Below are 21,949 nucleotides of genomic sequence, written 5' to 3'. Positions count from 1 at the left end.
CCTGCCCCGTGACGGCCGCTCGACGTGCCAGGCTCGACCCATGACGTCACACGGGTCGAGCGAGTCACCTGACGGGCGCGACGGGCGCGAGGCGCGCGGCGCCGGCGGGCCCCTCAGCCTCGACGCGCCGGTCGGCTTCGACGCCCCGGCGCCGCCCGGGTTCCGCGTGACGCGGCGTTCGCGGGTGATCGGGCACGGCGGCGCCGTCTTCCGAGCGGCGGGCGACGCCGTGCTGCGCTTCGAGGTGCACCGGGGCTCCGGGTTCGTCCCCCTCGAGGTGCCCGACCGGGTCGAGCCGGGGGTCGAGAGCCGGTGGGCCGTGACGTTCGGCCCGCTGCGCCCCGCCGTGGCCTGCCGCGTGATCGACGTCGTCCGGACCGAGACGTCGATCGGCTTCGTCCACGCGGCGCTCCGAGGCCACCCGCAGCGCGGCTTCGAGAGCTACGTGGTCGTGCGGCATCCCGACGACTCGGTCACGCTCGACATCCGGGTGGTCTGGCGGCCGGCCGCCTGGTGGATGCGGGCCGCGGGCCCGTTCGGCGCCCTCGCCCTGTCGCTCATCCTGCGGCGGAACCTCCGCGCGCTCGACCCCGTGATCGCCTGACCGGGCCGCGCAGGAGGTGCGGACCGGCTCCACACCCCCGCCGCACGAGTCCCCCGGGACGGTCGCGCGCGTCCTCCCCGAGCCGCACGACGCGGACACTCGACGAGGCCCCGGAGGGGGCGTGCCACACTGTGTCGATGACCGCCCGCCACCGCCACGCCGGCTCCTCCCATCGCGCGGCCGCCCGCGACGCGGCCCGCGCCGATGCGCTGGACACGAGCGTCCGCGTCGAGCGCATCGCGCAGGGCGAGCTGTACGTCCGCGTCAACACCATCGGCCGGACGGGCGATCGGCCGTTCGTGCTGGTGCCCGGCATCGGGGTCTCGTCGGACTACTTCGAGCGTCTCGCTCCGAACCTCAACCGGTTCGGCCCCGTGCACGCCCTCGACCTGCCGGGCTTCGCCGGTGTGCCGCACCCCGGTCGCGCACTGACGATCCGCGAGTACGCCGACCTCGTGGGCGCCGCGATCGACGGGCTCCACCTCAGCGACCCGGTGCTCGTCGGGCACTCGATGGGCACGCAGATCGTCACCGATCTCGCGGCCCGTCGCCCCGAGCTCTCGACCCTCGTCCTGATCGGGCCCGTCATCGACCCGGCCGAGCGGAGGGTCGTCACCCAGGCGCTGCGCTTCGCCCGCGCCGCCTGGCACGAGCCGGGTCGTGTGAAGTTCCTGGCCGTCAGCGCCTACGTGCTCTGCGGGGTCCGCTGGTTCTCGCGCATCCTGCCGAAGATGATGACCTACCCCATCGAGGATCACCTGCCGAACGTGCAGGCCGACACGCTCGTCATCCGAGGCGAGCACGACGCCGTCGCCCCCCGCGACTGGGTGCGCCGCGTCGGCGACCTGCTGCCCTCGTCACGCCTCTGGGAGATGCCCGGAGCGGCGCACTCGGTCATGCACGCCCACGCCGAGGAGGTCGCCAAGCTCTGCGTCGAGCACGCGCAGCAGCCGATCACCGCCGACGAGGGCGGGCAGCTGCACCACTACGACGACGCGAGCGACGGCGACGAGAGCGACGACTTCAGCCCCAGCCCGGCCGACTTCGCCAAGGCCGTGAGCGCGCGGCTGCGCTCGACGGTCGCGACCCTCCGAGGCGACGACGCCGCTCTCGCCGCCGCCAAGACCGACCACGCCGAGTCGATGCAGGCGGCGTTCACCCGTCGGCAGGCCGAGAAGGCGGCGGCGGGCATCGAGCCCGACGACGGCCCGCACATCGACACCGCCTGACTCCGGCCCGACCACGCCTCGCGTGGCCCGACCGGGCCTCAGGCGCCGGTCACGGTCAGCCAGATGAGCGCCAGGTTCAACGCGACGACGACCGCGACGGCCGCCCACGCGGCGATCCGGATGCCGAGCACGTTGCGGCTCTCGCCCATCAGCGTCGCGTCGCTCGTCGCCCTCACCAGCGGCACGAGGGCGAAGGCGATCCCGAAGCTCAGCACGACCTGGCTGAGCACGAGCAGCCACGTCGGGCTGATGCCGGTGGCGAGGAGGATGAGCGCCGGCACGAGCGTGACGACCCGGCGGACGAACAGCGGGATGCGGACCTTCAGCAGACCCCGCATGATCTCGGCTCCCGCCATCGAGCCGACCGACGTCGAGGCGAGGCCCGATGCGAGCAGGCCGACCCCGAACAGCACGCCGACCAGCGGTCCGAGCGCGTCGGCGATCGCGGCGTGCGCCCCCGGGATCGTGTCCGTGCCCGTCCGGCCCTGCAGGGTCGACGCGGCGAGCACGAGCATGGCGATGTTGACGCCTCCGGCGACGAGCAGGGCCAGCACGACATCCCACCGGGTGGCCTTCAGCACGCGCCGACGATCCGCCCCCTTGGCGACGTCGCCGTGGTGGTCGCGGACCAGGGCCGAGTGCAGGTAGACCGCGTGGGGCATGACCGTGGCCCCGAGCATGGAGGCGGCGAGCAGCACCGACTGGGCGCCCTCGAAGCGGGGGACGATCCCGCCGAGCATGCCGCCGACCGACGGGGGCGCGAAGAAGAGACCGGCGCAGAAGCCGAGGGTCAGGACGGCGAGCAGGCCGATGATGATCGTCTGGAAGACGTGACCGCCGCGGTAGCGGGTGAGCGCGAGGATCCCGAGCGACACGACGCCGGTGATGACGCCGCCGAGCACGAGGGGCACGCCGAACAGCAGCTGCAGCGCGAGCGCCCCGCCGATCACCTCGGCGACGTCGGTCGCGGCGGCGACGAGCTCGGCCTGCCCCCAGTAGGCCAGGCGACGCCGGCGCGGGAGGCGTCGCCCCATCACCTCGGGCAGCGACTGCCCGGTGACGATGCCGAGCTTGGCCGACAGGTACTGCACGAGCACGGCCATGGCGTTGGCTGCCACGAGCACCCAGAGCAGCAGGTAGCCGTACTGGGCCCCGGCGGTCAGGTTCGCCGCGACGTTGCCCGGGTCGACGTACGCGATCGCGGCGATGAACGCGGGGCCGAGCAGGACCCCGCGGGGTCTCGGGTGGGCGGGCGAGGGGCGCGGGCCGCCCCGCGCCTCCTCGGGGGTCGTCGCAGTGCTCTCGATGGCCATACGACGACCCTACCCAAATTTCGGCGAGCCAAACATTCACTCTCGGCAAGGAGAAACTTGCCGCGGGCGGGGATCTAGCGGGTGGCCACCGTGATGGTCGCGACCCCGACGAGGAGCTCGTCGGGCACGAGGTCGGTCTCGAACGTGGTGTTCAGCAGATCGGCAGCCTCGGGGCTCACGTGCACCGTCGTGCCCTCGAGGATCGCGTCGGAGCCCTCGATGCGCAGCGGCTCGAGCGTGCCGCCCCACAGGTTGAAGAGGTACGCGTGACCCGCGACGGGCTCGCCGTTCACCGACACGTCGCCGTAGAGCTTCGAGGCCCCCGGGTCGATGTCGAAGTTCGTCAGCTCCACCACCGTGTCGCCGGCCGTCAGGCTGAGACCCGAGTCGTCGTGCTGGATGTCGCCCTGCACGTACGGACGGACCTCGCCCTCGGGGTCGTAGTACTCCACGTTGCCGCCCGTGATCGGGAACGAGAAGGTGCCGCCCTCGAACGTCGCGTCACCCACCACCCCCGGCGTCAGGCCGAGCAGCTCGAGCGCGCTGACGAAGCCCTCGTCGACGGCCACCTGGGTGTCGACGCCCTGGCCCAGGTCGGCCACGACGGCCAGCGGCGTGGCCTCCGACTCGGGCAGCTCGGGGTTCTCGCGGTGGATCGGTGCGGTGTTGTTGCTCTCGGAGTCCGACGTCGAGTAGCAGGCCGTCAGCGAGAACGCGAGGGCGCTGGCGGCGACGACGCCGACGACGGTGCGGGCGAGAGACGGGCGGGCGGTGAGGCGCATGGAGGTTCCTTCGTTCGGTCGGTTCGAGCTAATCACACCTGGTCGGACGGGATGAACCGGTCGACCTTGCGGTGCCAGCGCTGCCCGAGCAGACCGCCCAGCACGGCGCCGACGAAGCTCAGCACGACGACGAGTCCGGCGAAGATCAGAGACTCGATCGAGCTGGGCGAACCGTTCGCCGAGGCGGCGGACGCGTCGGCCGCGCCGAGGTCGGGCAGCTCGAGGCCGAGGGCCACGAAACCGACGACGAGGAGGATGAGACTGACGACGACACCCCAGATCCACGTCGCCAGACCCTGCTTGAAGCCCGAGAACCGGGCGACGCGCGACGCCGTGAAGCCGCCGATGAGATAGCCGGTGAAGACGACGATCAGCACGACGATGCCCGTCATGATCGAGAGCAGTCCGCCGTTGTCGTCGGCGAAGCGCTGCACGCCGACGAGTCCGTTCGAGGCTCCGTCGGACGATGCCGCGATCCAGGCCCCCACGATCGCGCCGTAGATGGCCATGATGACGAAGCCGAAGCCAGTGGCGGTGAACCAGCCGAGCAGACCGGCGCCGAAGCGGATGCCGCTGAACTCCTCCTTCTGCTGCGTCAGGAGGTCCCGACGGACGGCGACGTGGTTCACGCCCCCGTCGGCGACGAGCGGGTACGAGCCGGTGCCGGGCTGTGCCGGGTACGACGGCGAACCGGCGGTCGGTGCGGCCACCGTGGGGGCGTCGTCCGCGCGCGAGCCGTGCTCCGCAGCCGAGGAGGCGCGGGTCGGGTCGGACGAGACCGGCGCGACGACCGTGGGCGCGTCACCGGCCGAGCGGCGGTCGTCGTCGGAGCGGCGATCGTCGTCGCGAGACGACTCGCCGGCCCGCGAGGCCTCGGCGGCACGGAGCGCGTCGTCGTCGTGGAGGGTGCGGCGCTGGCCGTCGTCGCCGGTGGTCGCGGACCAGGCGCGGGCGGGAGGTGCCGTCGGGGCGACCATGGGGGGAACGGCGGGGGCCGCGGAGGCGGCGTCCGCGTCACGGCGGTCGGCGTCCGCGTCGCGCTGCTCGGCGTCGGCGTCGCGGCGGTCCGCGTCGCGCTGCTCGGCGTGCGTGTCCGTGTCCGTATCCGCATTCGCGGCCGACACGGGCTCGATGACCTCGGTCTCGCCGTCGCGTGCGTCGCGGGAGTCGGCGTCGCCGGCCGCATCGCGGGAGTCAGCGTGATGGCGGGCGTCACGGGAGTCCGCGCCGACGCCGTCGCCGCGCTCGTCGGCCGGGCGGGCCGCCGGCACGACGAACGGGTCGTGTGCGGGAACGGGCGCGGCGGCCTCCGAGGCGTCCGAGGGCGCAGCGGCCGGGAAGGCCGGCGCGCCGAAGTCGACGGCCGGAGCGTCGGCCGACGGTGACGGCGACGTCGACGTCGACTCGGCACGCTCGTCGGCGAACGAGGCGTCGGACCCGTCCTGGCGGTCCTCCGGGGCGATGGCGGACTCGCGGGGAGTCGTGTCGTCGGGGTGTCGGTCGTGGTCGGGGCGGTCGCTCCCGGGCGTGCGTGCGTCCGTCATGTGTGGCTCCTCGTGCGTCGAAGCCCGGTCGTCCGGGCCCTGTGATCCTCCTGAACGGTACGCCTCGGGGGCCCCCGAGGGCGGGAGGCCCGCCCGACGGCCGGAGGACCCGATCCGGGGCGACCGGTAGCGTGGGACCGACCGCCGAGCGACAACGAGGACGAGGACGTCATGACCGACACCGCCGACAGCACTCCGACGGGGGCCATCCCCGCTCAGACCACCGGGTCGACCGACCGCGCGGAACGCCGCCGGCCCAACCCCGACATCGCCCGCTCCTGGCTCCTGGTGCCGGGCACGGCGCCCGACCGCTTCAGCGGGGCCGCCGCGTCGCGGGCCGACCAGATCGTGCTCGACATCGAGGACGCCGTCGACCCGGCCCGCAAGCCCGCGGCCCGTGCGGACGTCGTCGCCTGGCTCCGCGACGGCGGCCGGGCCTGGGTGCGCATCAACGACCACTCGACCGCATTCTGGTCCGACGACGTCGACGCGCTGCTCGGCCTCCCCGGCCTGCAGGGCGTCATGCTCGCGAAGACCGAAGCCCCGGAGGACGTCACCGAGACGTACGACCGCCTCGGCGGATCGCTCCCCGTGCTCGCCCTCGTCGAGTCGGCCCTCGGCATCGAGGAGAGCCCCGCGATCGCGAAGGCCCGCGGCGCCTACCGTCTCGCGTTCGGCAGCGGCGACTACCGCCGCGACACCGGCACCAGCGCCGACGACCTGGCCATGGCCTACCCCCGCTCGCGGCTCGTCGTCGCGAGCCGCATCGGCGGACTGCCCGGGCCGATCGACGGCCCGACCGTCGGCAGCAGCCACCCCGTGCTCCGCGAGCAGTCGTCCGTGGCCGTCGCCCTCGGGATGACGGGCAAGCTCTGCCTCGACGTCGAGCAGCTCCCCGTCATCAACGAGGTCATCAGCCCGACCCCGTCGGACGTCGCCTGGGCGCAGGACTTCCTGGCCGACTTCGAGGGTCGCGGTCGTGTCATCCGCGACGGCAGCGATCTCCCCCGCCTGGGTCGTGCCCAGAAGATCGAGAAGCTGGCCTCGGCGTTCGGCGTGCTGCCCTCGAACTGACCGCCGATCCGAGAGCCGAGGAGGCGCACCCGACCCGGGTGCGCCTCCTTCGCGTTTTCCTCCGCCCCCCGCTCGGTCCCCGCCCGATCATTGACAAGCGATAGTCAGCGACATATCTTTGACGCATCGCGACACGACGTCGCGACATCAGACTCTTGTGAAGGGGATACCTCATGGGTACCGACACCGCTTTCGACGACCAGGGCGACCCTCGTCGCCACCACCACCACCCCAGCGCCCGCGACGGCGAATCCGACGGGCGCGGCCGCTTCGGTCGGCCCTTCGGCCGCGGCTTCCGCCCCGGCCAGGGCTTCGGCGGCTTCGGGGGCTTCGGCCCCGGCGGCCCGGGCTTCGGACCCGGCGGCCCCGGCTTCGGCCCGGGTCGCGGCGGACGAGGGCGCGCCCGTCGCGGCGACGTGCGCCTGGCGATCCTGTCGCTGCTGGCCGACGCACCCTCGAACGGCTACGGCCTGATCAAGTCGATCGCCGAGCGCACCGACGGCGCCTGGAAGCCGAGCCCCGGCTCCGTCTACCCCACGCTGCAGCAGCTCGTCGACGAGGAGCTCATCGTCTCGGACGAGACCGCGTCGAAGAGCGTCTTCAGCCTCACCGACGCCGGCCGGCTCTACGTCGCCGACAACGAGGCCGAGATCGAGAAGGCCTGGGCGGCGACCGCTGACGACGCCAGCGACACCGACCGCGAGTTCCAGACGAGCCTGCTCAAGCTCATGGGCGTGGTGAAGCAGTTCCACCACGACGGCAGCGAGGCCCAGCGCGCCGCCGCCACCGCCAAGCTCGACGAGACCCGCCGCGCCCTCTACGCGATCCTGGCCGACTGACCGGCGCCGCGCCTCCCGGGCCGCGCCGCGTCGGTGTCGCTCGGCGCGGGTCGCATCGCGCCGGTCGCACGGCGCCGGTGTCGCTCGGCAGCGGGCCCCTCTCGGCCGATGCGCAAGGAGCCATGCCAGAATCTCGCGCCGTGACCGACTCCGCGCCGACCCCGCCCCTGCCCGACGACATGTCGGGAGCGATCACGGTGCGACGCGACGAGGACGTCGCGCCGAGCCTCGCGAGCCCGTGGCGCGAGGTGCGAATCGGCTTCGTCGTCCCGGAGTCGTCGACCTCGGCCGCCCACGACGTGCGCCATCTGCTGCCCGAGCCCGAGCTGCACTGGGCGCCCGGTCTGCGGCGGGGCACCCTCGCGGTGCTCCCCCAGCCGGCCGCCCTCACCCGGGTGCTGCTCGACTGGGAGTGGTCGGTCGCCGCCGCCGACTTCACGGTGCACTCGTTCGACGACGAGCCGTTCTCGCGTGACGAGCGCGCCGCCCTCGAGGCCTGGCTGCGGGGAGCCGCGACCCGGCTGCAGCTGCTCGACGGGGCCGTCGACGCGGCGGTCGACCGGGCCGTGACCGACGTGGCCTCCGGGGTCGACGAGAGCGCGCCTCCTGCCGGGGTCGCCGACGGCCCGCTCGCCTGGGCCGTGCTCGGCACGCGGGTCTCGGTGCCCGATGCGGGGTCCGCGCACTCCCGCGTCGACGTCGCGCTGCCCGACGGCGCCGACCCGGGCTGGGAGGTCTTCGTCGACGCCGCGACCGGCGAACGCCTCGGCTTCCGCCGGACCCTCGACGAGGCCGGCGAGGCCTACGCCTTCAGCTACCTCGTCGCCGACCACGTCGACGACGTCTCCCCCGACGACCTGCGACACTGGCACGACCAGCACATCCACCGGCAGCTGCTGGCCGACGACGTGCGGCAGGCCTACGTGCATCTGCTCGCCGGGCTCGATGCACCGGTGTCGGTGACGTACTCGGGCTGAGTCCGCCCGCCCCGGGCCCGGCCGGACGGCGGGGTGAGCGTCGGCTAGGGCCGCTCGTCGACGATCGCGACGAACCGGCTGCCGACGCCCGCCACCTCGCGTCGGGCGAGACCCGGCTGCGGCTCGGGCAGCTCGTCGACGCCGTGGTCGTCGCAGCTGAGCCACGTGTAGTCGGGCCACCACTTCTTGGGCCGGGCGGCCTCGTGGAAACCGCAGACGACGCACGCCAGATCGACCCAGACCGGCTTGCCGGTGCGGTTGGCCCGCGACTGCACGAGCCAGGCCGGCGGCGACTTCTCGAGCTCCACGAGCTCGTCGACCGTCAGGCGGGCGGGGATGCCGTGCCGCTTGGCCATCTCGAGCGGGATGTCGAGTTGCAGGGCGGCGTCTCGTCGCGTGATCACGGCACCCACCTTAAGCGAAGCCGAGGCCGATCCCGCACCGCTCACCCGGCATCGCCGTCGGCGGCACCGTCGGCGGCACCGTCGTCAGTCGAGCACGCGCTCGAAGCAGATCGACTGCGGGATGGTCGTGACATAGGGCTCGTAGACGGGGATCGGCGTCCAGCCGACCTTCTCGTACAGGGCGACGGCGTCGGGCTGACGGTCGCCGGTCTGCAGGATGAGACGACGGGCCCCGCCGGCGCGCCCGATCGCCTCGAGCTCGGCCATGATGAGCCGCCCGATGCCGCGGCCGCGGCGCGTGCCGTCGACCATCACGCGCTTGACCTCCCACTCGCCGGCGCGGTCGTAGAGCACCGCGTGACCGACCGCCGCCCCCTCGGAGTCGACGACGAGCACGGTCGCGCGCACGTTCTCGGGGTGGACCGTCAGCGCGGCGTCGCGTGCGGCGGCCTTCTCGGCCGGCTCGTCGGGGTCGCGGCCGACGGAGTACACGGCCGTCATCTCGGCGTCCATCCGGGCGCGCATCTCACGGGCGCGGGGGTCGTCGTACTCGACGTGCTCGACGTGGAGAGGGGGGAGGGGGGTGGTCTCGGTGCGGGGCGAATCGGTCACCAGACGATTCTGCCTCGTCTCGCGCCTCCCTCGGTGCCCACGGGCCCGCCGGCGGTCAGCGCAGGCTGACGCCGCGGGCCGACATGAACGGCACCGGGTCGGTCGACCCGCCGTTGATGCGCGTCTCGAAGTGCAGGTGGCAGCCGGTCGAGTTGCCGGTCGACCCGACGAGGGCGATCAGCTGGCCTGCGACGACCGACTGGCCGTTGGCGACGCGGATGCCGCCGTTGACGATGTGGCCGTAGGCGGTGCTCACCCCGCCGCCGTGGCTGATGCGCACGTAGTTGCCGTAGCCGCCGTAGTAGCCCGCGTAGCTGACGGTGCCCGACGACGCCGCGTAGATCGGGGTCGAGCAGCCGGGGGCGAGGTCGACCCCGTCGTGCAGACGGTAGATGCCCGTCACCGGGTTGATGCGGTAGCCGTAGGGGCTCGACATGTAGCCGCCGCTCGGACGGACCCAGGCACCGCCGCCGCCGGCCGAGGGTGCCGGGGTGGAGGGTCGCGCCGGGGTGGGGGCGGGAGCCGCGGGGCGCGGCGCGCTGGGCGTGCTCGGACGCGCGGCGGCGGCGGCGGCCGCGACCCGCGCGGCCTCGGCGGCTGCGGCGGCCGCCTGCTCCTGCTGGCGCTGGAGCTCGGCCGCCTGTCGCGCGGCCTCCTCTTCGCGGGCCTTCTTCTCGGCCGCGAGTCGCTGACGCTCGGCCTCGACGCCGGCCTCGTAGTCCTGCTGGGTCTTGGCCGTGGTGTCCTGCAGCACGGCGAGCTGAGCCTGCAGGGTGGCTTCGTTCTCCTGCTGCGCGGTGACCGCGGCGAGGGCGGCGTCCGACGCGGCCTGCGCCTCCTGCATGGAGTCCTCGGCGTCGTCACGGAGGCCGGCCAGCGCCTCCTCGGCGACGGCCGCCTGGTCGCCGAGAGACGAGGCGACGTTGCGATCGGTGACGGCCTGCTGACGGATGCCGTCGGCCTGCTCGGTGATCTTGCTCATGGCGCCGAGGCGGTAGAGGAGGTCGCCGGCCCCGGCGGAGTCGCCCGCGAGCTGCGTCGAGACGTCGCCGCCGCCCGTGCGGGCGAGCTGGGCCGCGACCTGACCCGCACGCTGCTCGCTCTCGTCGGCCACCTTGTTCTGCTCGTCGACCTGCTTCTGCAGCTCGGCGAGCTTCGAGGCGGCCTCGTCGGCTGCGCTCTGCGCCTCTTCGAACGCGGCGCCCTTGGCCTCGGCCTCGGACTGCGCGTTCGCGGCGTCGCTCTGCAGCTGCGCGAGCAGCGACTGGAGCTCGTCGATCTGCGCGGCCTTCGTGTTCTCGTTCGCCACGGCGGCGCGGACGTCGTCCCAGCTGGGGTAGGTCACCGCTCGAGCCGGCGACGCCCCGATGATCGTGCCCGAGATGACGAATGCCAGGGCGAGGAGGACCGTGAGGACCGTCGCGGGCAGGCTCCGGAAGCGGGCGGCGGTCGCGGGGGAAGTCACGGAGGCGGAACCAATCTCGAAGTCGACGCCGGGTCGCGCGGTCGAGAATCGACCAGGCGAGAACCGGGGAACCCGCTCAGCCTAGGTGCGGAACCCCCGAAGGGTAAACCCTGAGTTCAAGGTTCCCCCTCAGCCGGGTGTCCCCACTTGGGGTGTCTCGTGTGTCGACTCCAGTCACATGAGTCACACGCGTTCGCCGTTCTGTCCCCCGACGCGGCCGCCCGCGGCCTCGCCGGTCGTGCCGCGGCGCACCTCGGCGGGGTCGTCGCGGTACGCCGAGTTCAGCCGCGCGAGGGAGCTCGCCAGCGTCGCGACCTCCGAGTCGTCCCACCCGGCGAGCCGGTCGGCGAGCGCCGCGCGATTGGCGTCGACGGAGCGGGCGAGCATGGCCCGCCCGACCGGCGTGACCGACAGGGCCAGCCCGCGTCGGGAGTCCGGCCCGTCATCGGTCTCGATGGCTCCGAGCTCGACGAGGTGCGCGAGCTGCCGCGAGACGGTGGACCGGTTCAGCGAGAACTCGGCCGCCAGATCGATCGCCCGGCGACCGGGTTCGGCGGCGATGACGTCGAGCAGGGAGTGCTCGACGAAGGTCAGCGGCGAGCTCCGTCGACGGGCCCGCGCGACGGCCCGCCGCGAGACCAGCTCGAGCTCGGCGTAGACGTCGTCGATGCCGGTCGGTACGGGGTCAGCCACCCTCCGAGCCTAAGCGCACGAGCGCGTCGCCGATCGACCGAGCAGACTGCCGACATGACGATGACGCGGAACTGGTCGGGCACCCTGACGTACTCGACCACGGACGTCGTCGTCCCGCGATCCGTCGCAGACCTGCAGGAGGCGGTGGCCGGCACCGCGCGCATCCGCGCCCTCGGCACCCGCCACTCGTTCAGCGACGTGGCGGACGGTCTCGGCGTCCACCTCTCGACCGAGGCGCTCCCCCTGGACCTCGTCGTCGCGGCCGACCGCCGGACGGCGACCGTCGGCTCGGGCTCGACCTACGGAGCCGTCGCCCGAGCCCTCGAGGCCGAGGGACTGGCCCTGGCGAACATGGGCTCGCTGCCCCACATCTCGGTGGGCGGGGCCGTCGCGACCGGCACGCACGGCTCGGGGGTCCGACTGCAGAGCCTCTCCGCGTCGGTCGCCGCCCTCGAGGTGGTCGGGCCGGACGGGACGATCCGGACGATCCGCCGCGGCGAGGCCGGATTCGGAGGGAGCGTCGTCAGCCTCGGGGCCCTCGGCGTCGTGGTGCGCGTGACGCTCGACGTCGAGCCGACCTACCGCATGCGGCAGGACACCTACGTCACGCTGCCGTGGTCGAGCGTCGACGCGCACCTGGTCGACGTGCTGTCGGCCGGGACGAGCGTCTCGCTGTTCCACGAGTTCGACGACTCGGTGCGCGAGGTGCTGGTCAAGTCCCGCGTCGCCGAGGGCGCGGACGACGTGGGCGTCCCCGATGAGCTGCTGGGCGCCTCCCGGGCTCCCGTCGACGAGCACACCGAGGTGACGGGCGACTCGCACACGCCGATGGACGGCAGCGTCGGGCCGTGGCTCGACCGGCTGCCGCACTTCCGGCTCGACGCGACGCCCTCGCACGGGTCCGAGCTGCAGAGCGAGCACTTCGTCGCGCTCGACGACGGCGCCGCGGCACTGCACGCGCTGCGGGCTCTGGGCGCGGACCTCAGGCCGCACCTGCACACCTGCGAGACCCGGGCGGTCGCGGGCGACGACGCCTGGCTGAGCCCGACTCCCGTCGACAGCCTGGCGATCGCGTTCACCTGGAGGAAGCACCCCGTCGAGGTGGCCGGCCTGGTGGAGAGGGTCGAGGAGGTGCTCCGTCCGTTCGGATCGCGGCCCCACTGGGGCAAGCTCAGCTCGCTCGCACCCGAGGTCGTCGTCGCCCGGTATCCGCGGTTCGGCTCGTTCGCGGACCTGGTCGGCGAGGTCGACCCGGGTGGGAAGTTCGTCGGACCGTTCCTCGAGCGCCTCCTGGCCGCGGCTCGCTGACGGGCGGGCTCCGGTCGGTCGCGCACCGGCCCGGTCGTGTCACCGACCGGTCGTGTCACAGAGCCGGTCGCACCCTCTGCCGGTCGTGCCAGCTCGCTCGAGTGCTAGAAGGCCTCACCCGTGGGGTCGAGGTCGTCGTCGTCGAGCTCGGGTCCGCCGACGGGGCGCCCCTCCCACGAGAGCAGCCGCCAGCCCGACTCGGGGTCGCCCTCGAGCGTGACGACGCCGGTGTTCTCGAGCGGGTGCTCTTTGACGAAGAGCGCCGAGCCGACCGCCCGGGCCCCGCACCACCCGCGGATGGCGGCACCGTGGCTGACGACGGCGACGGTCTCGTGCCTGCTCGCCACCACCTGCGCCACGGCCTCGTCGAAGCGCGTGAAGAACTCGTGACCGTCTTCGCCGCCGGGCAGTCGACGGTCCAGCTCGCCCGTCACCCACGACACGACCGTGCCCATGTAGGTCGACACGGCCTCGGGGTCGCTGCGCGCCTCGAGATCGCCGGCGATCACCTCGCGGAACCCCGCGACCTCGACCGGGTCGAGCGACAGGGCCGACGCGAGCGGCGCGACGGTCTCGTGGGTGCGACGGAGCGAGCTGACGAAGAGCGCCCCGATGTCTTCGCCGACGAGCGCACCGGGCACGGCCGAGGCCTGCGCCCGACCGAGCTCGGTCAGGCCGGGGCCGGGCGCCTCGGTGCCGAGTCGACCGGCGACGTTGTCGGGGGTCTGGCCGTGTCGGATGAGCAGAAGACGCATGGGTCAACCCTAGAGGGGACCTCCGACACGAGACCTGCGGGCGGGGGCGCTCGGGTTCAGGGGCGCTCGGGTTCAGGGGCGCTCGGCGGCGGCACGCGCGCGGCGGCCGCGGAGGATGCTGCGCAGCCCGGTGATGAGCACCGGCGTCACCGAGAGCAGCACGAGCACGATCGCCCACACGTCGACGTGGTCGCGGATGAGAGGGATCCCGCCGAGCAGCGAGCCGAGCACCACCATGCCGACGGCCCAGAGGAACGCGCCCACGACGTTGAAGAGCAGGAACCTCGGGTACCGGTACCCGGCCGTGCCGGCGGCCAGGGGCACGTAGGTGCGGACGATCGGCACGAAGCGACCGAGGATCAGCGAGACCCCGCCGTACCGGGCGAAGAACGCCTCGGCCTTCTCGAGGTGCGCGGTCTTGAGGACGCGCGCGTCGGGTCGGAACCACCGTCGACCGAACCGGTTGCCGAGCAGGTACCCGACCTGGTCGCCGAGGAATGCCGCCACGAAGGCGCAGAGGGCGATCGTCCAGACCTGGAGCCCCAGGGCCTCGTGCAGCAGCCCCGCGGTGAACAGCAGCGAGTCGCCGGGAAGGAACGGGAACAGCACGCCCGACTCGATGAAGATCATGATCGAGATCCCGGCCAGGGCCCACGGCCCGAGGGCGGGCAGCAGCGACTCCGGGTCGAAGAGCAGGAATCCGCCCGACGCGGCGGGCAGGGCGGTGGCGAGGAGGGAGGCGGTGGTCACCGGAGGACTGTAGCGTCCGCGGCTCGCAGACACCGCGCCTCCTCCTCCCGCGGGACGAGGTCGGCGCCCTCGATCTCGTCCGACGGAGGGATACCGCCCGTGAGGGACAGGCTCCTAGGCTGACGTCGGGACGAGGCCGCCGCTGGCGGCCCCCACAGCCACGAGGAGACACCCCACCGATGATCGAAGCCCAGGGCTTGACCAAGAGGTACGGCGCCAAGGTCGCCCTCGACCACGTCTCGTTCACCGTCCGCCCCGGTCTCGTGACCGGGTTCCTCGGGCCGAACGGCGCCGGCAAATCGACCACGATGCGCATGATCGTCGGTCTCGACCGGCCCACCGCGGGCACCGTCACGGTCAACGGCCGTCGCTACGCCGATCACGCCGCGCCCCTGCGCGAGGTGGGCGTGCTGCTCGACGCGAAGGCCGTGCACCGCGGCCGGTCGGCCGCCGACCACCTGCTCGCCATGGCCGCCACGCACGGCATCGGCAGGTCGCGCGTCAAGGAGGTCATCGCCCTCACCGGTCTCGAATCGGTGGCCAAGAAGCGCGTCGGCGGATTCTCGCTCGGCATGGGGCAGCGTCTCGGCATCGCCGCGGCCCTGCTCGGAGACCCCGCGACCGTCATCCTCGACGAGCCCGTCAACGGCCTCGACCCCGAGGGCGTCGTCTGGGTGCGCACGCTGGCCCGCCACCTGGCGAGCGAGGGTCGCACCGTGTTCCTCTCGTCGCACCTCATGAGCGAGATGGCGCAGACCGCCGACCACCTGATCGTGCTCGGTCGGGGTCGCGTGCTCGCCGACTCGCCCGTCAGCGACGTCATCGCCCAGGCCTCGGGCGACGCCGTGCGCGTCCGCAGCCCGCGCGCCGACGACCTCGTCGCGCTGGTCGGCCCCGGGTCCGCGACCGCCACGGCGCTCGAGCCCGGACTCGTCGAGCTCCGCGGCGTCAGCGCCGCGCGGGTCGGGGAGCTCGCCGCGGCATCGGGCATCGTGCTGCACGAGCTGACCCCGCTCGTTCGCTCGCTCGAAGACGCCTACATGACCCTGACGCAGGACTCCGTCGACTACCACGCAGGAGGCGCGCCCACCACCGACGCGCCCGTCACCACCGAAGGGGCCCAGCGATGAGCACCACCGCTCCCACCCGTTCCACCCGCTCGCGCACCACCGGCAGCGGCGTCACCTTCGGCGGCGTGCTGCGCTCCGAGTGGATCAAGCTGCGCAGCCTCCGCTCGACCGTGTGGTGCTTCGCGATCATCGCGGTGCTCATCATCGGCTTCGGCGCCCTCTTCAGCAGCGTCGCCTCCGGCTTCGAGGGCATGCAGTCGACGCCCGAGCAGGACCAGTCGCTCGCGGCCTCGGTCACCACCATCGGCGTCGCCTTCGCCCAGCTCGTCGCCGCCGTCCTCGGCGCCCTGATCATCACCGGCGAGTTCGGCACGGGCATGATCCGCTCGACCTTCACGGCCGTGCCCCGCCGTACGCCGGCCCTCGTCGCCAAGCTGATCCTCGTCGCCCTCGGCACCTTCGTGGTCTCGGCCGTGAGCCTCGGCATCACGTCGCTGCTGGCGGTCCCGCTGCTGCGCGGCGTCGACATAGAACTCGATCTCGGCGACGGCCGCTACTGGCTCTCGATGCTCGGCGCCGCGGCGTCGGTGGCCTTCATGGCCATGATCTCGTTCGGTCTGGGCATGATCATCCGCAACAGCACCGGCGCCATCGCCGCCGCGATCGGCCTCGTGTTCGTCGTGCCGATCCTCTTCTCGATCGCCATGGGCCTCGTCGCCGGCACCTGGGTGTACTCGGTGTACGAGTTCATCCCGCCGACCGCGGCCTCGCGTCTCTACGAGTACGTCGTCGACGGCGCCTCCATGCTGACCGGGCCCGCGATCGACGGGGCCATCCGCCTCGAGGCCTGGCAGGCGCTGCTCGTTCTCGTCGGCTGGGTCGTCGTGCTCTTCGGGGCGGGGCTCGCCCTCGTCAAGCGTCGCGACGTGTGATCCACCCGCACCGCGCCTCCTCGGCGTGACGACCGACGGTCCGGCTCGACCGATCCCCACGGATCGGGAAGAACCGGACCGTCTCGTGCGTTCGGTCACCAGGCACACCCAGCCGTCACCCTCGAGGAGCCCCATTTGACCAGCGCGACATCCCCGACGACGACCACCGAGCACGTCTCCGACGACGACGGGACGGCGGCGCGCAACAAGCTCGTCATCGGCCTGCTGCTCGTCTCGGCGTTCGTCGTCATCCTCAACGAGACGATCATGGGCGTGGCCCTCCCGAGCCTGACCCGCGACCTCGGCATCACCGTCACCGCCGGCCAGTGGCTGACCACCGGCTTCATGCTGACGATGGCCGTCGTGATCCCGATCACCGGGTTCCTGCTGCAGCGGTTCAACACCCGACCCGTGTTCATCACGGCCATGAGCCTGTTCAGCCTCGGCACGGCCATCTCGGCCATCGCGCCGGGCTTCGGCGTGCTGCTGCTCGGCCGGGTCGTCCAGGCGTCGGGCACGGCCATCATGATGCCGCTGCTCATGACGACGGTCCTCACCCTCGTGCCGCCGGCCACCCGCGGACGCACGATGGGCAACATCTCGATCGTCATCTCGGTCGCCCCCGCGATCGGGCCGACCATCTCGGGCGTCATCCTCAGCGTGCTCGAGTGGCGCTTCATGTTCATCCTCGTCCTGCCCATCGCCCTGGCGGCGCTGGCGCTCGGAGCGGCCCGCGTCAAGAACGTGACCACACCGAAGAAGGTGCCGCTCGACCTGCTGTCGGTGATCCTGTCGGCCTTCGCGTTCGGCGGCATCGTGTTCGGACTGAGCTCGATCGGCGAGGGAGCCGAGGCGGCCGTGCCGGCGTGGGTGCCGCTCGCCGTGGGCGCCGTCGCGCTCGTCGTCTTCGTGCTGCGTCAGCGTTCGCTGCAGCGTCGGGACCGCGCACTGCTCGACCTCCGCACCTTCTCGTCGCGCACGTTCACGATCTCGGCGACCGTCCTCGGCATCGGCATGATCGCCCTCTTCGGCACGCTCATCGTCCTGCCGATCTACCTGCAGAACGTCCACGGTCTCGACCCGCTGGCGACCGGCCTGCTGCTGCTGCCCGGCGGTCTCGTGCAGGGCCTGCTCTCGCCCGTCGTCGGACGCCTCTTCGACAAGCACGGCCCGACCGTGCTGCTCGTGCCCGGGACGATCCTCGTCAGCGCCGTGCTCTGGTTCATGTCGACCGTGTCGGAGGCGACGCCCATCCCGATGATCCTCGGAGCCCACGTGGCGCTGAGCATCGGCCTCGCCCTCATGTTCACCCCGCTGTTCACCTCGGGCCTCGGCTCGCTGCCGTCGAACCTCTACTCGCACGGCAGCGCCATCGTCGGAACGGTGCAGCAGCTGGCGGGCGCGGCGGGCACCGCCGTCTTCATCACGGTCATGACGCTCGCCACGACCGCCGCGGCTCGGGGCGACGTGGTGGACGTGGCCGCGACCGGCGCCGGCGTGCGCGCGGCGTTCCTGGTGGGTGCGATCATCTCGGTGTTCGCGGTCGTCGGAGCGTTCTTCGTCCGCCGACCGCCGGTGACCGAGGGCGCCGCGCCCGTGTCCGCCCACTAGCGCCAGCCCGCGCCGGCGCCTGGCCCGCGCCGCACCCGCGCCGGCGCCTGGCCCCCGCCGGCGCCTGGCCCCCGCCGGCGCCGGCGCCTGGCCCGCGCCGGTGCCTGGCGCGCGCCGGTGCCTGGCGCGCGCCGGTGCCTGGCGCGCGCCGGTGCCTGGCGCGCGCCGGTGCGCCAGCGCCGGCGCCTGGCCCGCGCCGGGCCCGGCCCCGGCCCCGGACCACCCCCCCCTGGCCACCCGGCACCCGCACCCGCACCCGCACCCGCACCCTGCCCCGCGCTCTCAGCCGGCCGCCTCTCCCCTGGTTCGCCCGGTCGGCAACTCCTGCGTCCTGCTGACCCTCGGAACGGCGAGGCGCCAGTGTCTGCGGCCCCGCGGCCCGAGGACTCGCGGCAGGCAGGAGTTACCGGCGGACACGCGCCTCGGCCCGCCCGCCAGGCCGATCAGCGCGTCGATCGCGGCCGCCGTCGGCCCCCATGTGTCGCGCACCATCCTCGTGCCCGCCCGGAACGGCACGTGACCTGAGCGTGCGATCGCCGCGTCCTTGAGGCGGTCTTCGTCGAACCGCATCTGGTGATGCTCACGCCCGTCGGTCTCGAACCCCACGATGCCGTCGACGACCATGTCGATGATCTTCCGCGTGCGTCCGACAGGCACCTGACGCTGAACGACGTGACCCGCGCGCCGCAGGCGGGTTCCCGCCGCGCTCTCGAGGATGCTCTCCGCGCCTCCGTCGCTCCAGGCCACGAGGCCCGCCGCGTCGGCGCGTCGGCGAGAGAGCACCTCGACCGCGTCGTCATCGTCGTGGAGGAGACCAGACCGCCGGGCCCAGTCGACGAGTATCACGGCGTCCTCCAGCGTTCGCGCCTCGACGACGGCCCGAGCGAGCGCATCCCGAGGATCCACCGACCAGGTCGTCCCCCGCTCGCTGAGCTCCACCCGGTCCCAGACCACTCTCACACCGCGGCGTCGTCGCAGCCGAGAGGCGGTCTCGGGCACGGAGACCGTGACCGTCGGCCGCGTCCACGACCAGGCCCCCATCTGACCGAGGGCCGCGGCCCCGGTGAGACGCCCTCCGATACTGACGGCCACGTACCGGGGGTCGTCCCTGTCCCAGGTCGAGTACCACCCTCGACGCGGCCTCGTGACGCTTCTCGAGCGGACTGCCGCCGTGAGGTGCCGGTCGGTCGCTCCGTGCGCCACGAGATCGTGCTTATGCAGCAGGCCGCCGGCGGACGAGACGAGTTCAGCGATCGTTGTCATGCCGACAGATCGTGCCGATGACACGACGCACCCGCGCGCGCCGATCTCGGCACTGTGGAGGCACCGGTCGCAAGACCAGCTGTGGAGGATCTCCTCGGAGGTCAGCACGTCACGGGGAACGATCGGCCTCTCCGTCGGCAACTCCTGCGGCGTGCAGTCGGAGTGCTCCTCACCCGACTGCCGCAGGTGCCGGGGCCCCCGCCGCCAGGAGTTGCCGACCGTCACGGAGGGGCGTGTGGGGACGTGCGGACGGCGGGAGTGTGCGGACATGGGGGGGGGAGGGGGGACGTTGGGGGCGGACGTGGGGGGACGTTGGAGGGCGTTGGGGGCGGACGTTGGGGGTGCCGGTTGGTGGGGGTGTGTGGGGACGGTGGGGCGTTGTCAGTGGAGGTCGGGGGTAGCGGAGACGGAGGCTGGTGAGGGTACTGACCGTCGGGCTGAGCGGCGGCCGCCTCCGGGGCGGCGAGGGCGTGCGGCGCGCGGCGGGCGGCGGGCGCGGGCGCGGCTAACTCCTGCCAGGTGCTGCAAACCGGCGACGCCACGCCCGCAGACGCCCATCTGCGCAGCCGCAGGCAGGAGTTGCCGACCGGACGAGACGAGGAGCTGGGGTGGGGAGGTCGTCGTTGGCTCGGAGCTGTCGGTCACCGAGGACTCGGGCGTGGACGAGCGGGGGTCACCGAGGGGTTAGGGAGTCGAAGAGCGAGCTTCGACGCGCGAGGGTCGCCGAGGGGTTAGGGCGCGGAGGAGCGGGGGTCGCCGGAGGCGTCGAGGGTGGAGAGGTGAGGGTCGCCGAGGGCCAGGCCGATGTCGATCAGCACCACGCGCCCGGCGAGGTCGGGGCCGCTCCCCCGCAGCAGCCCGGTCTTGCGGCCGCCGAATGTGACGGTCACGTCCGCCGGGAGCACCAGCTCGGCCGTCCCGTCGTCGGGGTGCAGACCGCTGGGGATGTCGACGGCGACCACCAGGGCGTCGACGCGTCCGAGCGCCTCGACGATGCGCCCCGCGTCGCCTCGCAGTCCGCCGCTCGCGCCGATGCCGACCATCCCGTCGAGCACCACGTCGTACCCGCCGACCAGGCCCGGCGCGGTGGCGGGGTCGGTCCAGGGCCCCGGGCCGTCGAGGGTCGCTCCTGCGGCGAGCGCTGCGGCGAGTGCCACCTCGTGCAGGCGCGAGCCGGTGGGCACGATGGTCACGGCGCCACCCGACGGCACCAGGTCCCGGGCGAGCGCCGCGCCCGCGTAGAGGGTGTCACCGCCGTTGTCGCCGCTGCCGACGAGCAGCAGCACCCGGCCAGCACTCCCCCGGGAGGCCGAGGAGGCGCGGAGCAGGTCCCGCACGACCTCCGCGAGCCCTGCGGCGGCCCGCTGCATGAGCGGCTCACCGGCGTCGAGGAGCGGCTTCTCGGCGGCGCGGATCTGAGCGGCGGTCCAGGCGTCTGTCATGACTCCACTCTGCGCCCGGGCGGCACCGCGCCGCTCATCTCACGGCGCGGAGGACGGCCCCCACCCTCGGAGTCCACCACCCTCCGCCCGCCGAAGGCCATCCGCCGCTCTGCGCTGTGGCCCGCTGGCTGGCACCCACCACGCACCACCGGCCACCCGCCACCCGCCACCTACCCCGGGCTGCACCGCACCCGCCCCCGCCCCCTGCACCCACCGCGGGCCGGGCGGTACCCGCCACCACCACCCACCGGGCCAGGCGGCGCCCGCCCCCGCCGGCCGCTGCCAGACTGAGGGGATGCGTGCTCAGGCGAACAACCCCGTCGACGGAACCGAGATCGCCTACGAGGTGGGCGGTGACGGCCCGCCGCTCGTGCTCGTGCACGGCTCGGGTCTCTCGCGCGGCACCTGGCGCGGGCTCGGGTACCTCCGGGACCTGCAGCGCGACTTCACGGTCGTGGCGCTCGACATGCGCGGCCACGGCAAGAGCGGCAAGCCGCACGACGCCGATTCGTACAGCATGGACCTGCACCGCGGCGACATCGAGGCCGTTCTCGAAGCGACGGGGCTGGCCCCGGCTCACTACGTCGGCTACTCGTTCGGGGCGCGCATCGGACTCTCGATCGCCGCGCACACCCCGGGTCTGCTCCGCACCCTGACGACCGTCGGGGGCAGCTGGGCTCCGATGAACGGCAACATCGGCGCGACCTTCGCGCCCGACTGGCACGAGGCGCTGACGACGGGTGGCATGGCCCGCTTCGTCGAGCGGTGGGGCGAGACGATCGGCCGCCCGATCGACCCGGAGACCCGTCTCGCCTTCATGCACGACGATCCGGAGGCGCTCGCCGCCTTCTTCACCGCGGCCGAGACCGGGGGCGGCCTCACCGTCGACCAGCTCGACTCGGTGACCGTCCCGACCCTGCTGCTCGCCGGCACGCGCGACGTCGACCGGCACCGCGAATCGCAGGAGGCCGCGCGCCGCATGCCCGCCGCGGTCTTCTACTCGCTCGTCGGCCAGGACCACGCATCGTCGCTGCTGCCCGTCGATCAGGTGACGGACCTGCTCCGCACGTTCCTCGAGACCGTCGACGCCTGAGGGCGCCGCGCCGGCCCGTGCGGACCGAGGAGACGCAGGGCGGCCGGCCGGGAAGGCCCGCGCGCTCGAGCTCCGGCTCGAACGAGCCGAGGAGGCGCGGGTCGACGGACCAGGGATGCCAGCGCGCTCGAGCCCCGGCCCGCGCGGACCGAGGAGGCGCAGGTCGACCGACCGGGACGGCCCGCGTGA

Annotated in this window: 21 protein-coding genes; 10 read left to right on the top strand and 11 right to left on the bottom strand. The window is 73.4% G+C overall.

What is annotated here, in order from left to right; all coding sequences use genetic code 11:
• Positions 1-40: 40 nt before the first annotated feature.
• Both ASF89_RS14900 and ASF89_RS14895 read left to right on the top strand, forming a co-directional pair.
• Positions 41-604 carry a DUF1990 family protein gene (locus tag ASF89_RS14900; protein ID WP_162240707.1) on the top strand — a complete coding sequence of 188 codons (564 nt, stop codon included), beginning with the start codon at positions 41-43 and terminating at the stop codon, positions 602-604.
• Positions 605-741: 137 nt separating this feature from the next.
• The gene (locus ASF89_RS14895) at positions 742-1,833 is read left to right on the top strand and encodes an alpha/beta fold hydrolase (protein ID WP_055816280.1); all 1,092 of its coding nucleotides are present in this window, start codon (positions 742-744) and stop codon (positions 1,831-1,833) included.
• A gap of 38 nt (positions 1,834-1,871) precedes the next feature.
• Here ASF89_RS14895 and ASF89_RS14890 read toward each other — a convergent pair whose 3' ends face one another.
• From ASF89_RS14890 to ASF89_RS14880, 3 genes are all read right to left on the bottom strand, one after another.
• Positions 1,872-3,146, bottom strand: a complete 1,275-nt coding sequence (locus ASF89_RS14890) for an Nramp family divalent metal transporter (RefSeq protein ID WP_055801657.1) — start codon at positions 3,144-3,146, stop codon at positions 1,872-1,874.
• Between the two features lie 74 nt (positions 3,147-3,220).
• On the bottom strand, positions 3,221-3,928 hold the full coding sequence (locus tag ASF89_RS14885) for a hypothetical protein (protein WP_055816277.1): 708 nt from the start codon (positions 3,926-3,928) through the stop codon (positions 3,221-3,223).
• Positions 3,929-3,960: 32 nt separating this feature from the next.
• Positions 3,961-5,472, bottom strand: a complete 1,512-nt coding sequence (locus ASF89_RS14880) for a hypothetical protein (protein ID WP_055816274.1) — start codon at positions 5,470-5,472, stop codon at positions 3,961-3,963.
• 171 nt (positions 5,473-5,643) lie between these two features.
• On the opposite strand from ASF89_RS14880, the gene ASF89_RS14875 reads away from it, so the two are divergent.
• From ASF89_RS14875 to ASF89_RS14865, 3 genes are all read left to right on the top strand, one after another.
• Complete coding sequence (locus ASF89_RS14875; protein WP_055801667.1) at positions 5,644-6,546, top strand: CoA ester lyase; 903 nt, start codon at positions 5,644-5,646, stop codon at positions 6,544-6,546.
• Between the two features lie 173 nt (positions 6,547-6,719).
• Positions 6,720-7,385 (top strand): PadR family transcriptional regulator, encoded by a 666-nt coding sequence (locus ASF89_RS14870; protein WP_082490086.1) that lies wholly within the window; start codon positions 6,720-6,722, stop codon positions 7,383-7,385.
• Positions 7,386-7,507: 122 nt separating this feature from the next.
• Complete coding sequence (locus ASF89_RS14865; protein ID WP_156463447.1) at positions 7,508-8,362, top strand: hypothetical protein; 855 nt, start codon at positions 7,508-7,510, stop codon at positions 8,360-8,362.
• Between the two features lie 44 nt (positions 8,363-8,406).
• Here the strand turns inward: ASF89_RS14865 and ASF89_RS14860 are convergent, their stop codons facing one another.
• From ASF89_RS14860 to ASF89_RS14845, 4 genes are all read right to left on the bottom strand, one after another.
• Positions 8,407-8,766 carry a hypothetical protein gene (locus ASF89_RS14860; RefSeq protein WP_055816268.1) on the bottom strand — a complete coding sequence of 120 codons (360 nt, stop codon included), beginning with the start codon at positions 8,764-8,766 and terminating at the stop codon, positions 8,407-8,409.
• Positions 8,767-8,850: 84 nt separating this feature from the next.
• A complete protein-coding gene (locus tag ASF89_RS14855) occupies positions 8,851-9,378 on the bottom strand; it encodes a GNAT family N-acetyltransferase (RefSeq protein ID WP_055816265.1) in 528 nt (175 codons plus the stop codon).
• Between the two features lie 55 nt (positions 9,379-9,433).
• On the bottom strand, positions 9,434-10,843 hold the full coding sequence (locus tag ASF89_RS14850) for a M23 family metallopeptidase (RefSeq protein WP_055801676.1): 1,410 nt from the start codon (positions 10,841-10,843) through the stop codon (positions 9,434-9,436).
• Positions 10,844-11,026: 183 nt separating this feature from the next.
• Complete coding sequence (locus ASF89_RS14845; protein ID WP_055801679.1) at positions 11,027-11,536, bottom strand: MarR family winged helix-turn-helix transcriptional regulator; 510 nt, start codon at positions 11,534-11,536, stop codon at positions 11,027-11,029.
• A 54-nt stretch (positions 11,537-11,590) separates the two neighbouring features.
• Between ASF89_RS14845 and ASF89_RS14840 the strand changes: the two genes are divergently transcribed.
• Positions 11,591-12,844: an FAD-binding protein gene (locus ASF89_RS14840; RefSeq protein WP_055816263.1), complete on the top strand. Its 1,254-nt coding sequence runs from the start codon at positions 11,591-11,593 to the stop codon at positions 12,842-12,844.
• 104 nt (positions 12,845-12,948) lie between these two features.
• On the opposite strand, the gene ASF89_RS14835 is transcribed toward ASF89_RS14840, so the two are convergent.
• Both ASF89_RS14835 and ASF89_RS14830 read right to left on the bottom strand, forming a co-directional pair.
• Entirely contained in the window at positions 12,949-13,599 is a 651-nt protein-coding gene (locus tag ASF89_RS14835; RefSeq protein ID WP_055816260.1) for a histidine phosphatase family protein, read from the bottom strand.
• Between the two features lie 72 nt (positions 13,600-13,671).
• Complete coding sequence (locus ASF89_RS14830; protein WP_055801691.1) at positions 13,672-14,349, bottom strand: DedA family protein; 678 nt, start codon at positions 14,347-14,349, stop codon at positions 13,672-13,674.
• Between the two features lie 179 nt (positions 14,350-14,528).
• Between ASF89_RS14830 and ASF89_RS14825 the strand changes: the two genes are divergently transcribed.
• The 3 genes from ASF89_RS14825 to ASF89_RS14815 all read left to right on the top strand — a co-directional run bounded on the left by ASF89_RS14825 (position 14,529) and on the right by ASF89_RS14815 (position 17,962).
• The gene (locus ASF89_RS14825) at positions 14,529-15,479 is read left to right on the top strand and encodes an ABC transporter ATP-binding protein (RefSeq protein ID WP_055801694.1); all 951 of its coding nucleotides are present in this window, start codon (positions 14,529-14,531) and stop codon (positions 15,477-15,479) included.
• A complete protein-coding gene (locus ASF89_RS14820) occupies positions 15,476-16,351 on the top strand; it encodes an ABC transporter permease subunit (RefSeq protein WP_055801698.1) in 876 nt (291 codons plus the stop codon). Before ASF89_RS14825 ends, ASF89_RS14820 begins: the two co-directional genes overlap by 4 nt.
• Before the next feature lie 135 nt (positions 16,352-16,486).
• A complete protein-coding gene (locus ASF89_RS14815; protein ID WP_055816257.1) occupies positions 16,487-17,962 on the top strand; it encodes an MDR family MFS transporter in 1,476 nt (491 codons plus the stop codon).
• Between the two features lie 282 nt (positions 17,963-18,244).
• Here the strand turns inward: ASF89_RS14815 and ASF89_RS15895 are convergent, their stop codons facing one another.
• Positions 18,245-19,225 (bottom strand): glycyl-tRNA synthetase, encoded by a 981-nt coding sequence (locus ASF89_RS15895; protein WP_162240705.1) that lies wholly within the window; start codon positions 19,223-19,225, stop codon positions 18,245-18,247.
• 731 nt (positions 19,226-19,956) lie between these two features.
• Positions 19,957-20,667, bottom strand: a complete 711-nt coding sequence (locus ASF89_RS14805; protein WP_055816251.1) for an NAD(P)H-hydrate epimerase — start codon at positions 20,665-20,667, stop codon at positions 19,957-19,959.
• 295 nt (positions 20,668-20,962) lie between these two features.
• Between ASF89_RS14805 and ASF89_RS14800 the strand changes: the two genes are divergently transcribed.
• Positions 20,963-21,760, top strand: a complete 798-nt coding sequence (locus tag ASF89_RS14800; RefSeq protein ID WP_055801711.1) for an alpha/beta fold hydrolase — start codon at positions 20,963-20,965, stop codon at positions 21,758-21,760.
• Positions 21,761-21,949: the final 189 nt, after the last annotated feature.

Source organism: Frigoribacterium sp. Leaf172 (genome assembly GCF_001424285.1).
Taxonomy (GTDB): domain Bacteria; phylum Actinomycetota; class Actinomycetes; order Actinomycetales; family Microbacteriaceae; genus Frigoribacterium.
This window is presented reverse-complemented; position numbering and strand designations above follow the sequence as displayed.